At 65.0% G+C, this 13,993-nt stretch carries 11 protein-coding genes; 2 read left to right on the plus strand and 9 right to left on the minus strand.

The window, feature by feature from the left end:
• Positions 1 to 9: 9 nt before the first annotated feature.
• The 4 genes from DV520_RS07725 to DV520_RS07740 all read right to left on the minus strand — a co-directional run bounded on the left by DV520_RS07725 (position 10) and on the right by DV520_RS07740 (position 4,090).
• Entirely contained in the window at positions 10 to 594 is a 585-nt protein-coding gene (locus DV520_RS07725; RefSeq protein WP_021919328.1) for a Maf family protein, read from the minus strand.
• Positions 595 to 658: 64 nt separating this feature from the next.
• Positions 659 to 1,042 (minus strand): hypothetical protein, encoded by a 384-nt coding sequence (locus DV520_RS07730; protein WP_117142346.1) that lies wholly within the window; start codon positions 1,040 to 1,042, stop codon positions 659 to 661.
• Positions 1,043 to 1,637: 595 nt separating this feature from the next.
• Positions 1,638 to 3,731 (minus strand): U32 family peptidase, encoded by a 2,094-nt coding sequence (locus DV520_RS07735; protein WP_242984668.1) that lies wholly within the window; start codon positions 3,729 to 3,731, stop codon positions 1,638 to 1,640.
• Complete coding sequence (locus tag DV520_RS07740) at positions 3,731 to 4,090, minus strand: cell division protein ZapA (protein ID WP_117142348.1); 360 nt, start codon at positions 4,088 to 4,090, stop codon at positions 3,731 to 3,733. The genes DV520_RS07735 and DV520_RS07740 overlap by 1 nt, the downstream gene beginning before the upstream one ends.
• Before the next feature lie 195 nt (positions 4,091 to 4,285).
• Here DV520_RS07740 and DV520_RS07745 point away from each other — a divergent pair, with 195 nt between their 5' ends.
• Both DV520_RS07745 and DV520_RS07750 read left to right on the plus strand, forming a co-directional pair.
• Positions 4,286 to 5,236 carry a DnaD domain protein gene (locus tag DV520_RS07745; RefSeq protein ID WP_117142349.1) on the plus strand — a complete coding sequence of 317 codons (951 nt, stop codon included), beginning with the start codon at positions 4,286 to 4,288 and terminating at the stop codon, positions 5,234 to 5,236.
• Positions 5,237 to 5,239: 3 nt separating this feature from the next.
• Positions 5,240 to 6,241, plus strand: coding sequence for an ATP-binding protein (locus DV520_RS07750; protein WP_117142350.1), 1,002 nt, complete (start codon positions 5,240 to 5,242; stop codon positions 6,239 to 6,241).
• Between the two features lie 620 nt (positions 6,242 to 6,861).
• Here the strand turns inward: DV520_RS07750 and DV520_RS07755 are convergent.
• The 5 genes from DV520_RS07755 to DV520_RS07775 all read right to left on the minus strand — a co-directional run bounded on the left by DV520_RS07755 (position 6,862) and on the right by DV520_RS07775 (position 13,820).
• Complete coding sequence (locus DV520_RS07755; protein ID WP_165850068.1) at positions 6,862 to 7,491, minus strand: alpha/beta fold hydrolase; 630 nt, start codon at positions 7,489 to 7,491, stop codon at positions 6,862 to 6,864.
• 4 nt (positions 7,492 to 7,495) lie between these two features.
• Positions 7,496 to 8,749 (minus strand): M16 family metallopeptidase, encoded by a 1,254-nt coding sequence (locus DV520_RS07760; RefSeq protein ID WP_021918723.1) that lies wholly within the window; start codon positions 8,747 to 8,749, stop codon positions 7,496 to 7,498.
• A 110-nt stretch (positions 8,750 to 8,859) separates the two neighbouring features.
• A complete protein-coding gene (gene argB / locus DV520_RS07765; protein ID WP_165850069.1) occupies positions 8,860 to 11,235 on the minus strand; it encodes an acetylglutamate kinase in 2,376 nt (791 codons plus the stop codon).
• Between the two features lie 57 nt (positions 11,236 to 11,292).
• Entirely contained in the window at positions 11,293 to 12,006 is a 714-nt protein-coding gene (gene cuyB / locus DV520_RS07770) for a cysteate racemase (RefSeq protein ID WP_021918858.1), read from the minus strand.
• A gap of 605 nt (positions 12,007 to 12,611) precedes the next feature.
• Complete coding sequence (locus tag DV520_RS07775; RefSeq protein ID WP_117142353.1) at positions 12,612 to 13,820, minus strand: carboxylate--amine ligase; 1,209 nt, start codon at positions 13,818 to 13,820, stop codon at positions 12,612 to 12,614.
• Between the last annotated feature and the right edge of the window lie 173 nt (positions 13,821 to 13,993).

The following is a 13,993-nucleotide window of genomic DNA, read 5'->3' on the forward strand; positions in this document are numbered from 1 at the left end:
TCCCCCAGGTCAGCGGCCAGCCAGTGCCAGACAGTCCACGCCGAAGTCCAGGAGCATCCGCCCCAAGCGGCAGACCGGCAGGCCCACCACATTGTGGTAGTCCCCCTGAATCCCCGCCACCAGCAGCCCGCCCAGGCCCTGGATGCCGTAGGCGCCGGCCTTGTCCATGGGCTCCCCGGTGGAGACATACTGGCGGATCTCCTGGTCTGTCAAGGGCCGGAAGGTCACCTGGGTCTCCTCCACCTGGGTGAGGACCTTGTCCCCCCGGCAGACCGTGACCCCGGTGCAAACCTGGTGGGTGCGCCCGGACAGGGAGGCCAGCATGGCGCGGGCCTCCTCCTCCCCTTTGGGCTTTCCCAGGATTTCCCCGTCCCGGACCACCACGGTGTCCGCCCCGATGACCAGGGTCTCCGGGTCCACCTGCCCGGCGATCCAGCGGGCCTTCTCCCGGGAGAGAATCTGCACCAGGTCCCGGGCATCCCGGCCCTGGAACGCGGCTTCGTCAATCTCCGGCGATTGTGTGGTAAATTCCAGTCCCATCTGCCCCAGCAGCTGACGGCGGCGGGGGGATTGGGACGCTAAGACTATTTTCATGGGTTGCCTCCGTTTTTTCCATCGAATTTGGGTGGTTTGCAAAAATTTCTTCCCCCTGTCCTCCTCATGTCCCCTGGACAGAGGGGGCCTGGCCCACGGTGATATCTACGCTGCCCACCGCGCCCTGGCCGGTGACGGCCACGGTGTAGAGTCCGGCCTCCTCCACCTCCACAGTGAAGTCCTGAGTGGTCAGGCCCTCTCCTTCATAGATGGGTTCCTCCTCCCCCTTCCAGATGGTGATGGACAGGGTCCCCGCCTGGCTGACCAGGGAGAGGGCAATCTCCTCTCCGGCCTTCAGGGACAGGGTCTGCTTCTCCGTGGTGTGAAAGGCGGTGTACGACATGTGAAGTCCCCGGGGGGTGCCCATGCGGCTGCCGCTGAAATCCGGCTGGCAGGCGGTGAGAGGGAGCAGGAGCAGGCACAATAGGATTGGGAAGAGGGACTTCATGATATGCGATCTCCTTTCGTGGGGGGCGTTCCATCGCCAGCGCCGTTGGAATGGGCGGGAACGGAGCCCTCCCGGGCGGGGCCCCATTTCTTTGAAGAAATAGGGGAAAGAACACCAAGGGGAAGGAGGTTCCTTCCCCTTGGAACCCCATTCTCTGGTGGGAGGAACGGGGGAAGGTGGTTGGTCATGTAGGGGCCTGGCCTGCGGCCTCAAAGACCAACGCCTCATGGCCCGCCCACCGGCTTGGGCGGGCGGGAAAAGTGGTTTATTGACGGGAGGAGAAAGTGGGAAACCGAACGGTTACTCTCTGCTTTCTCCCAAAGGGTACCTACCCACGCCCCCAGCCCGCCCAGCCGGTGGGCGGGCCGTTACGGGCCTTCCAATGTGAGGGCCGCAGGCCGGGTATCCCGTAAGAAGTACAGCCTCCCCCCACACAACCCCACCAGAGAAGGGGGTCCTGGGGGAGGAACCTCCTCCCCCGGGGGTTCTTTCCCCCATTTCTTCCCAAGAAATGGGGCCCCGGCCGGGCAGGCCAAGGTTCCCTGCCGTTCCAACGGCGACCGAAAGGAACGCCTCCCCCACCGGAGAGATACTCCTACTCCACCCCTCGATAGTAAAGCCCCCGGGTAAAGGCCCGCGGCGGCTCCCCCGCCCCCTCCCGGTAGGCCCGAAACACCCGGGCGCATTCCCCGGGACCCTCCCGCAGGAAGGCCAGCCGGGCATAGGCCGCCCCGGCGGTCCGCCAGTCGGTCTTGTCCGCCAGCCACAGGGGCTTGGCGTTGAAGAGCTCATTGCGGCAGCCCCAGGCCGACTCCACGGGGAAGTGTTCCCCCTTCCGGTCCCCCAGGGACTGAGGCTTGTCCTGGCAGTGGCAGCCCTGCCCCCGGTTTCGGAGGATGCAGTGCTCCATGAGCATCAAAGGCAGCCGGCCATAGACCAGCAGCTCCAGGTCCAGGGGCTTGCTCAGGTCCCGAATCTGGGCCAAACGGCTCTCAAAGGACGCAGTGGCCGAGGCAAACCCCAGCCGGGCCAGCTCCGCCGCCGTCTCGTCGTTGGTCAGGCCCAGCCCAAAGTCTCCCCGGGGAATCAGTCCAAAGGAGCGAGCCAGGGGAAGCTGTCCGATGTGCCCCAGCAGGGCCTGGGTGACCCCTGCCTGGCGGGCGGCTTCCAGCTCTCTCCGCAGCCGGGGCAGCTCCCGGTCCCAGACCACCCGGGGCAGAACAACCCCAAACCCGATGTCTGGATACGCCTGGGCCCACCGGCGCAGGGCGTCCTCATGGCCCGGGAGCTCCTGGCAGGGCAGATAGACCAGGGCGGGGCCCTGGTCCAGGCAGTCCGGCGTCAGCTGCTCCCACCGGCGGAAGGACAGGGTAAACGCCGGCACACCCGCCCGCCCTCTCTCCGGGGCGGCCGGAACAAAGGGAAGGGTCCGCCGGGCAGGGGGCTGGGTGCGGGCCCGGTCCAGTTCCTCCAAGGCCTGGCGGCGCAGGCTGTTCACCGCCGACAGGGGGACCGACAGGCCGGGGGCCAGGTCCACTTGGACCTGGTGCGCCTGGTAGACGGTGCCCCCGGTCTTTCTCAGCTGGCCGGCCACCTGGTCTGCCGTGGTCTGGCGGGTGCGGGCGGCCTGGGGACAGGGGCCCTGGACGACAGCGGTATGGCCCGCCGGGTCCCGGGCGGTGAGAACCATGGGCATCTCCCCCTGGACCTGGGCGGTGAGAGACACGGGAACCGTCCGGTGCTCTCCCCGGGTGTAGAACCGCCGGGCCTGGTCAAAGAGGTCCGCCGGGTCCCGGGCCCCCTGGGGACGGGTGCCGAACATGGCCGGACCCTTCTGGTCCCGGAAATACCCCTGGGTAAAGCCCTGGCGGGAGAAGGCGGCCTCCAGCTGAGCCAGCTCCGCCTGGGTGGGCTCCCGCCCCTGGCGCAGGGCGGCGGCGTAGATGCCGGTGACCACAGCCACGTACTCCGGGCGCTTCATCCGGCCCTCAATCTTCAGGCAGGCCACTCCCATCTCCTCCAGCTGACCCAGGGCCCCGGCCAGGGAGAGGTCCTTCAGGGACAGAGGGTGGGAGGGGGTTTTCTCCCCCGGCCACCGGAAGGCCAGGCGGCAGGGCTGGGCGCACAGGCCCCGGTTGCCGCTGCGTCCCCCCAGCACGGCGGAGAGAAAGCACTGGCCGCTGTAACACATGCACAGCGCCCCATGGCCGAAAACCTCCAGCTCCACGGGGGAGCGGGCGCACAGGTCCGCGATGGCATCGGCGGACAGCTCCCGGGACAACACCACCCGGGTCATGCCCAGGTCGGCGCAGGCCCGGACCCCGTCCAGGCTGTGGACGGTCATCTGGGTGGAGGCGTGGAGGGGCAGGTCTGGACAGGTCCGCCGGAGTAGGCGGGCCACCCCCAGGTCCTGCACCAGAACCGCGTCAATCCCCAGGTCCGAGGCCCAGGCTCCGGTCTCCGCGGCCAGGGGCAACTCCCGGTTGGTCAGCAGGGTGTTGAGGGTGAGGTAGACCTTCACCCCCCGCAGATGGCAGTAGGCCACCCCGGCCTCCAGCTCCTCCCGGGTGAAATTCTTCGCGTTCCGGCGGGCGTTCAGGGGCCCAAACCCCAGATACACCGCGTCCGCCCCGGCCTGGACCGCGGCCGTCAGGGCCTCCGGGGAGCCGGCGGGGGCCAGGAGCTCCATCAGGTCTCCTCCTGTCGGGGGCCCTGTTTGGGGGCCTTGGTCCCCTTCTCCCCCCGGGCGGCTTTGCGGGCCTCCCGCTTGGCCTCGGCCAGCTCCCGGGCCAGGCGGGTGTTCTCGTCCAGGGCCTGCTTCAGCTGGGCCCGGAGATTGTCGGACACCTGGCGCTCCTTACAGTACTTATCCGCCACGTTCATGGCCGCCAGCACCGCACCGTCGGTGATGGAGAGGGTGTTGCCCGCCATGGCCTGGTCCATTTCTTTGTTGACGATGTCCGCGCACTGCTGGAGGTAGGTCTCCTCCTCCTCGGCCAAAAAGCGGTAGCTCTGGTGGTGAATATAAATGGTCACTGGATTTGCCATAGGGATTCCTCCGTTTCCAGGTTGGGTTTTCTTTGGAATAGGATATTATACCACGGTTCGACAAAAAAGGATAGACCCCCACCCACCGGGGGCGAGACACCGGGGTGAAAAAAGTTACACCTTTACGAACCGGGAAATTTCTTGTAAAATAAAGTGTTATCGTATGATTCTATCCCCACGAAAGGAGGCGGCCCCATGGCAAAGGACTTGCTGCTGCCCGGAAGTATCCTCTCTCTTCACCGGTCCGCGGTGGAAAAACTCCTGAAAGCGGGCAACGGCGACGCCGCCCTGCTGTATCTCTGCCTCACCGCCGGCCAGAACAGCGGGGCCCTGCCCTGGGGACCGGACCAGGTGGAGGCGGCCCAAAACACCCTGCTCCGGCTGGGCCTCATCTCCTCGGACACCCCGGTTCAGCCCCCCCGGCCGGAAAAGCTGGAGGACGACCGGCCCCCGGACTACACCACCCAGGACATCGCCCAGGCCTTCCAGAACGACGGGGGCTTCAAGGCCCTGGTGCCGGCGGTGGAGCAGATGCTGGGGAAGGTCCTCTCCCCCGCCGACCTCAAGATTCTCTACACCCTCTTTGACTTTCTGGCCCTGCCCCCGGAGGTCATCCTCACCCTCACCGGCTGGTGCGTGGAGCAGGCCAAGCAGAAGGGGCCCGGCCGCAAGCCCACCCTCACCCAGATCCGCCGGGAGGCCTACAAATGGCAGAAGGCCGGCATTGACACCCTGGAGGCCGCCGACGCCCATCTGCACCGGCTGAGCCGGCGCAACCGCCGGGGGACGGAGATCCTCCAGCTCCTCTTCGGGGAGAGCCGGGCGCCGGTGGAGAAGGAGGCGGAATTTTTGGACGCCTGGATTCAGATGGGCTGCTCCGACGAGCTGCTGCTGCTGGCCCGGGACCGGACCATCTTCCAGCTTCAGGAGTTCAAGTGGACCTATATGAACGGCATTCTCACCCGCTGGTACAAGGAGGGCCTGACCACCGTGGAGGCCGTGGAGGCCAGCGAGCGCAAAAACCGCCGGCCCCAGTACCCCCGGGCCACCCCCCAGCCGGCCCAGGGGACCCAGCCGCTGCCCTCGGATGACATCGGCCGGATGATCGAACAGGCCCGCCGGGCCGCAGCCGCGAAGGAGGGCTGACCCATGGCATACAGCGCATCCATTCTCACCCGGGCCGAGGCCCGGCTCAAGCAGGCCCAGCGGGCCCACCAGCTGGACCAGGCCCGCCGCCGGGCGGAGATCTACCGGGCCCTGCCCCGCACCGCGGAGATTGACCGCCAGCTGCGGCAGACCGCCCCCCGGATTCTGGCCGCCGCCCTCCGCCAGGGGTTGGGCCAGGAAGAGGCTCTGGCCGCCCTGCGCCGGGAGAATCTGGCCCTCCAGGACGAGGAGGCCGCTCTGCTGGACCAGGCCGGTTACCCCCCCGACGCCTTGGAGGAGACCCCTTACTGTCCCCTGTGCAACGACCGGGGCTGGCGGGGCGCGGCCATGTGCGACTGCCTGAAGGACCTGTGCCGCCAGGAGCAGATCGCGGAGCTCTCCTCCCTGCTGGACCTGGGGGATCAGTCCTTCGACACCTTCCGCCTGGACTACTACGACCGGCAGACCTGGCCGGAGTTCCACCGCTCTCCCCGGGAGAACATGGAGTTTATCCTCTCCTCCTGCCGCAGCTATGCGGAGAACTTTGACGCCTATCCCCACAAAAACCTCTTTTTCAACGGCCCCCCCGGCCTGGGAAAGACCTTCCTCTCGGCCTGCATCGCCCGGGTGGTGTCGGAACAGGGGTATGCCGTGGTTTACGACACCGCGGCCAACATCCTCTCCCGGTTTGAAACCCGGAAATTTGCCCGGTATGGGGAGGAGAGCCGCCAGGCGGAGGCGGACACCCGCCGGTATCTCACCTGTGACCTGCTGATCTTAGACGATCTGGGCAGCGAGTTCACCTCTCCCTTTGTCCAGGCGGCCCTGTATGAACTCATCAACACCCGGCTGATTGAGGGGAAGCGGACGGTGATCTCCTCCAACCTGAACCTGGAAGGGGTGCGGCAGCGGTATTCCCCCCAGGTGGCCTCCCGGCTGGAGGGGGAGTATTTGCTGATGGCATTCTTTGGGCAGGATATTCGGCTGCTGAAGAAGCAGCGGTGAGGGGGGTGTCCCTGCGCTCTTTTCTATCGCCGTTGGAACGGGCGGGAACGGTGCCCTCCCGGGCGGGGCCCTATTTCTTTGAAGAAATAGGGGAAAGAACACCAAGGGGAAGGAGGTTCCTTCCCCTTGGAACCCCATTCTCTGGTGGGAGGAATGGGGGAAGGTAGTTGGTCAAATTGGGGCCTGGCCTGCGGCCTCAAAGACCAACGCCTCATGGCCCGCCCACCAGCTCGGGCGGGCGGGAGAAGTGGTTTATTAACAGCAGGAAAAAGCGGAAAATCGAACGGTTACTCTCTGCCTTTTCCCAAAGGGTACCTACCCACGTCCCCAGCCCGCCCAGCCGGTGGGCGGGCCGTTACCAGCGTGACAAGGAGAGGGCCGCAGGCCAGGTACTAAGAAAGAAGTACAGCCTCCCCCCACACCATCCCACCAGAGAAGGGAGTCCAGAGGGAAGAACCTCTTCCCTCTGGGGTTCTTTCCCCCATTTCTTCCCAAGAAATGGGGCCCCGGCTGGGCAAGCCAAGGTTCCTTGCCGTTCCAACGGCGCCGGGGGAAAACCCACCACCGCCTCCCCCGGCAAACCCGCCGCAAAATCAAACCCCCTGTGCAGGAATCCAAACCTACACAGGGGGTTTCATCATCGCAACGGTCTGAAGGGCCCGCACCACCGCCCCGGGCCTGTCCTTGTTCACCGCATGCCCAGCGCCGGCGGCCTGCTCATACCGCCCATGGGGAAGCCGCCGGGCAATCTCCCGGGCCGCGCTTTGGTTGACCCGGTCCTTCTCTCCACACAGTACCAGGGTCGGCTGACAGACCGCGTCCAGGGTAGGGGTGAGGTCCAGCGCCAGCATGGAACGGGTGAGGGAGAGGACTTGGTCCTTCCCCATGCCCTGGCCCGCAAAGGCCCGGGCCGGAAGCAGGCGGAAAACCCCGTTTTGAAGCCGCAGCAGCCCCCGGGGCATCCTGACCCGGGGGGCAATCAGCACCAGGGCCGACACCTGTCGGGGATGACGCCAGGCATAGTCCAGGGCGAGAATGGCCCCCAGGGAGCACCCGCACAGGACCATGGCCTCTTCCCGCCCAGCACACTGGGCTTCCAGACCCTCCAACAAGCTCTCATAGGTAACGGGCCGGCCCGCCCACCAGGCGGCCAGGTCCGGGCAGAGAATCTTCTGTCCAGGGAGACCGGCCTCCACAGCGGCCCAGTCAGCTGGGCTCTGCCCCAGTCCGTGGAGGAGGCAGTATTCCACTGCCTTACGCCTCCAGCACCAGCGCCCGGTACGCCTCGGCGGTCCGCACCTGGCCCACAGCGGAGAGGGAGACCTGATCCCAGCGGAAAATCTCCTGGGCCAGAGCCACCACATCCTCGTGGGTGACGCTGTCATAGGCGGCGATGATCTGCTCTGGGGTGAGGATTTCCCCGGAAAAGAGGAGGGAGCGGCCGGCGTGGCTCATCCGGGACTGGGTGGACTCCAGACCCATGACCACATTGGCCTTGGACTGTTCCCGGGCCCGCTCCAGCTCCTCGGAGGTGGGCCCCTCCCGACGCAGCTGGTCCACCACCTGGCGGATGGTGGCCAGGGCCTTGGCCTCGGTCTCCTTGTTCAGGGCGGTGTAGATGCAGAACACCCCGGTGTCCGCGTGGCCCGCCCCATAGGAGTAAATGGTATAGCACAGCCCCTGGCGCTCCCGCACCTGTTGGAACAGTCGGGAGGAGACACCCCCGCCCAGAATGGAGGAGAGCAGCTGGAGGGCAAACCGCTTGGGGGAGTTGTAGTCCAGACCCGGGAAGGCCAGGGTCAGGTGATTCTGTTCAATGGGCTTGGACGTGACCACGAACGCAGGGGTATACACCGCCGGAACCACAGGCTGGGGCGCCCCGGCGGGCAGGGCGGCAAACCGCCGGCGAAGCTCGTCCAGAATTTCCTGGGAAAAGCTCCCCGACAGGGCCACCACCGTGTTGTCCCCCCGATAGTGGGTCCTGTGGTATTCCCGGAGGAACTCCCCCGTCATGGGGGCCAGGGTCTCCGCCGACCCTAAGATGGGCCGGGCCAGGGCGCTGCCCTGGAACACCGCCCCGAAGAGCTTCTCCGCGCACAGGTCGTCGGGGGTGTCCTCATACATGTCGATCTCCTCCAGGATGACCCCCCGTTCGGTCTCCACCGCCTCCTGGGCAAAGGAGGAGTGATAGACCATGTCGAAGAGGATATCCAGGGCCTGGGGCAAATGGCTGTCCAGCACCCGGCCGTAGAAGCAGGTACACTCCTTGGTGGTAAAGGCGTTCATCTGGCCGCCGATGGCGTCGGTTTCCCGGGCAATGTCCTGGGCGGAACGGCGCTGGGTCCCTTTGAAGAGCATGTGCTCAATAAAATGCGCCGCGCCGGACTCCGACGGGGCCTCCTCCCGGGAGCCGCCGCCCACCCAAATGCCCAGGGCGGCGGAGCGGACGGTATCCATGGGCTCTGTGACAATGCGGACTCCGTTGGGGAGGGTTTCGATTTGAACCATAGATGGCCTCCTTGTGTTGGTTGTGGTGAGGGGGGCTCCCCTGTGTGCTTCCACGCCGTTGGAACGGGCGGGGAACCTTGGCCTGCCCGGCCGGGAACCCGCCTCCCCCTTTACCGCTTCTTCTCCATCGTCGTCCCCAGAGACTTCTCAGAAATCGCCTCCAGAAGAATAGCGTGCTCCATCCGGCCGTCCAGCACCGTCACCGAGCCCACCCCGTGCTCCACCGCGTGGATGCAGTTGAGGGTCTTGGGAATCATACCTCCGGCGATCAGGCCGCTGTCCATGAGCTCCTTGGCCCGGCTCACATCCATTTTGGCGATGCGGGTGGACTGGTTGTGGCTGTCCACCAGAATTCCATCGGTGTCCGTGAGGAAGATGAGCTTGTCCGCCCCCACCGCCTCGGCCACCGCCCGGGCGGCGTCGTCGGCGTTGCAGTTGAGGGCTCCCCCATCCTCTCCCCGGCTCACCGGGGAGACCACCGGGAGGAAGCCCCCCTCCAGCAGGGTACGCAGAACCCGGGGGTCCACCTTGGTGATGGTCCCCACCAGGCCCAGGGCCTTGTCCTTCTGCCGGGCGGTGATGAGGCCCCCGTCCCGGCCGGAGATGCCACAGGCCTTGGCGCCGATCCGGTCCAGAGCAGCCACAATGGACTTGTTCACCCGGGCAGACAGGGCCATCTCCGCTGTCTCCAGCACCGTCTGGTCGGTGACCCGGTAGCCGTTTTCAAAGTGGGTCTCCACCTGCAGCCGCTCCAGCAGGGCGGAGATCTCCTTGCCGCCGCCGTGGACCAGAATCACCCGCACCCCCACGGACTGGAGGGCGGCGGCGTCCTCCAAAATGGTGTCGGTGGAGGCCGCGTCCAGGGCGGAGCCGCCGTACTTGATCACAATGGTGCGCCCCTCATACCGGCGCAGCAGCGGGAGCACATCCAGCAGGGCCCGGACTTTGCTCATCCCATCCATGCCGTGCTGGACATCGTACTCATGGAGATATTCCTTGGCATAGTCTACGTCGGAAGGGCAGTCAATATACTCGATGCCTCGCTTCTGCCGGGTCTCGGCCCCCTTGCCGGTGAGGAGGATCACCGTGGGCACCTGGCAGCCCATCACCGCCTGGCGGACGGCCTCTCCCCGGTCGGGGACGATGGAGTAGTCACAGCCCCCCTGCTCCACATACTGGGCGATGTCCCGGCAGATCTCCTCCACCGGCTCCTCCCCGGCGTCCTCTTCGGTGAGGATGACCAGGTCGGAATACTGGCCGGAAATCTCCCCCAAGTCCTTCCGGCGGTCATAGGCCTTGTAGCCCGGGCAGCCGAAGACGGTGACGATCCGCCGGCCGGGGTATTCCTCCCGGACCGACTGGAAGAGGGTCTCAAAGGACAGCCGGTTGTGGGCATAGTCCACGATGACAGTGACCTTTTCATCGGCGTTGGCGTAGACCTCCATCCGTCCGGGGACCCGGGCCTTCATCAGACCCGCGAAGGCGTACTGCTCCGGCACCCCCACCGCCTCGCACACCGCCAGGGCGGCCAGGGCGTTCTGGACATTGAACAGGCCGGGCATGGTCAGCCGGAACTCCCGGCTGTACCGGGGGGTCTTGACCCGGAAAAGGATGTCTCCCCCCACTTTGCGGACCTGGGAGCCGAAGATGGTGGCCGAAGGGTCCTTCTGGGAGAAGGTAATCATTCTCGGGCAGCTCTTCCGGGCCGCCTCCAGCACCCGGTCGGCGTGGTCGCAGTCCAGGTTCACGCAGGCCGCGGCGGCCTGGGAAAAAATCCGCAGCTTGGAGGCAAAATAGTCCTCGAAATCCGGGTGCTCAATGGGAGAGATGTGGTCCATGCCGATGTTCAGGAAGACCGCGGCGGCAAACTCCACGTTTTTCACCCGGTCATACTTCAGCGCCTGGCTGGAGACCTCCATGGTGAGGTACCGCATGCCGGTGGCCACCCCGTTGGCAAAGTGGCGCTCCAAGTCCAGGGGCTCCGGGGTGGTCAGGTGGGACTCAAACTTCTCCACCCCGTCATAGGTCTCAATGGAGGAGATCACCCCGCTGGCGGGCTGGCCCTTGGCGGCCAGGTACTCGTCAAAGATATACTTTAAGTAGTAGGCCGTGGAGGATTTTCCCTTGGTTCCGGTGATGCCCACCACCCCCAGCTTGGCCGAGGGGTGGTTATAGTAAAAGTCCGCCAGCAGGGCCATGGCCAGACGCACGTCACTGACCAGGATGCAAGGCAGGTCCACCTGGTCATAGCGCTTTTCCGACAGGTAGGCGAAGGCCCCCTGCTCCTTGGCGGACTGCAAAAACTCCACCTTGAAGTGGGCCCCCTTGCAGATGAACAGGGTGCCGGGCACCACCTGCCGGGAGTCGCAGCTGACCAGGGAGACCTCCCGGGTCAGAGGGGCCCCGGAGAACTCCAGCTGGAGGTTTTTCCTTTGCAGCAACTGAATGTAATCCCCCAAGGGATAGAGGGTGAGACTCATAATCATATTCCTTTCTACTGGAAGGTTGGGCACGGGGCGGCGTCTTTGCGCGGCCCCTTCTCTTTATACGTTTCGCAGGGCCTTGCCGCAGCGGAGGATGGCCTGCTCGGCCAGAATCTCCATGGCGTCAATGTAATAAGGGGGCAGGCTGTGGAGGCTGCGGTACACCGACAGCTCCGTGCAGCCCAGGATGGCGCAGTCACAGCCGGCCTGGCGGAGATAGGCGTCAATCTCCCCAAACTTCTCCCGGGAGCCGGTCTCCCCCTTTTTGATCTCATCGTAAATAATGGACATGACCACCCTTTGCAGCTGTGCCGGCAGGGTCACCGGGGTGAGGCCGGCGGCCTCCAGCGCCTGCTGGTAAATCCCCGTCCGGACGGTGCCGTCGGTGGCCAGGATGCCCACGGTGGTTTTCCCCATGGCCCGAATGGCGGACACCGTCTCCCGGATCATGTGGATGAGAGGGATATGCAGCTCTCCCTGGAGCCGGTCGGCAAAGTAATGGGAGGTGTTGCAGGGGATGGCCAGCACCGTGCAGCCCGCCCTCTCCAGGAGCTTGGCGTCCGCCAGCAGATGCTGGTAGACGGCCTCCGCCTGGTCTGGGGTGCCCAGGATGCCGGCGGTGCGGTCGGGAATCTTCGCATCGCTCCAGATGAGCACCCGCAGGTGCTCCTGGTCGGACTCGGCCTGGGTGCGGTCGATGATCCGCTGGTAAAAGGTATTGGTGGCCTGGGGGCCCATACCGCCCAGGACGCCTAAGATGCCTTCTTGGTGCATAGGGGTACCTCCTTTGTCTGCCGGAGCATTTTGGTTTTTTCCTTACGCCGTTGGAACGGGCGGGAACTTGGCCCTCCCGGGCGGGGCCCTATTTCTTTGAAGAAATAGGGGAAAGAACACCAAGGGGAAGGAGGTTCCTTCCCCTTGGAACCCCATTCTCTGGTGAGAGGAACGGGGGAAGGTGGTTCCGTCAAGTAGGGGCCTGGCCTGCGGCCTCAAAGACCAACGCCTCATGGCCCGCCCACCGGCTCGGGCGGGCGGGAGAAGTGGTTTGTTGACGGGAAGAGAAAGCGGGAAACCGAACGGTTCCTCTCTGCCTTTTCCCAAAGGGTACCCACCCACGTCCCCAGCCCGCCCAGCCGGTGGGCGGGCCGTTACGGGCCTTTCGCTGTGAGGGCCGCAGGCCAGGTACTAAGGCAGAAGTACAGCGTCTGACCACTTCTCACCAGAGAAGGGAGTCCAGAGGGAAGAACCTCTTCCCTCTGGGGTTCTTTCCCCCATTTCTTCTCAAGAAATGGGGCCCCGGCTGGGCAAGCCAGGGTTCCCTGCCGTTCCAACGGCGTGGGAAGAAACCCAACACCCCCCGGCCAGGCATGCCGCTCTCCTCAGCTCTTGCGCTGATAATACCGCTTAAACTTCTGAAAATGCCCCAGCAGGTTCTTCTCCATCCGCAGCGTCCGCAGCAGCGGCCGGTCCTTGTGGTAAAACAGGGGCCGGACCTCTCTCCCCTGCCGCATCAGGTCCTTCATCTCCTGGTGGTAGTCGGAGACAATGTAGCGGAAGGCCACCTTTCGGGGCACCACCCGCCACAGGCTGGGGTTGTCCGCCAGGACGAAGGGGAGGTCCTTCCCCTCCACCCGGTCCTCCACCAGGAGCTTGGCGATGTTATACCCCGCCCCGGTGACGTAGTAGTTGCTCCGCCCTTGGCGGCAGTTGATCTCAAAGACCTTGTACTTGCCGTCCCGCTGGTCATACTTGATGTCAAAGTTGGAGAAGCCCACATAGCCGATGTCCTCCAAAAAGGCCCGGATCTTCTCCGCGATCTCCCCGCAGGGCTCGGTGAGGATCACCGCGTGGTTGCCGATGCCGTGGGGGGTGTGCTCCTCCAGGAGCACATGGCCCATGCACATGAGCTTGACTTTGCCGTTGCGGTCGGAATAGTTGGTGAGCACCCGCATGTAGCTGTCGTCCCCGGGGATGAAGTCCTGGATAATCATGGTGTCTGGATAACCAGCGGCATAGACCTTGTCCAGCACCTCCTCCAGGCTCTTCCGGTCGGGGCAGGTGAACACCTTTTCATTCCCCGGGAAAGGGTGCTCCCAATAGGCCACCCCGTTGGCGGGCTTGCAGATGTAGGGGGGCTGGAAGTCCAAGGTAAAGTCGTGGCCCATCTCCCGGCGGTAGATGAAGGTGCCGGGGTGGTCGATGCCGTACTGGTCGCACAGCTCGTAAAAGGTCTGCTTGTTGATAAGGGTGTTGATGAGCGCCCCGCTCACCGTGGCGGCCACGCAGTTGGGGGGGAAGGTATCCTTGTTCTCCGCCGCCAGCTTTACATAGCTGTCCCCGCAGCCGATGACCAGCACGGTCTTGCCGGCAAACTCCGCGGCCACGTCGGCCACATTCTTGCGAAATGTGGCCGCGTCCTCGTTCTGGGGGCAGACCCGGTAATCCAGGATGGTGGAGCCATAGGCCGGTCCGGAGGCAAACTTGCCGAAGCACACGGATTTCACCCCGTAGGCCTCATGGAAGGCCCGGGCCACGCTGTAAACATTGATGTCCCCGCCGAAGAGGAGGGGCTGGAAGTTGTGTTCCATAGCTATATACGCTTCCTTTATTTTCCCGGGAAAGAAAGGAGCCGGGCGGCTCCTCTTTTTGTTCCCGTTTTTGGATGGATTTATACGGCAAGGGGTGCTTGGTGCAGGGGCCCGCGCCGTTGGAACGGGCGGGACGGTGCTCTCCCGGGCGGGGGGTGTTGCGGGTTTTCTCC

The organism is Evtepia gabavorous, assembly GCF_003425665.1.
Taxonomy (GTDB): Bacteria; Bacillota; Clostridia; order Oscillospirales; family Oscillospiraceae; genus Evtepia; species Evtepia gabavorous.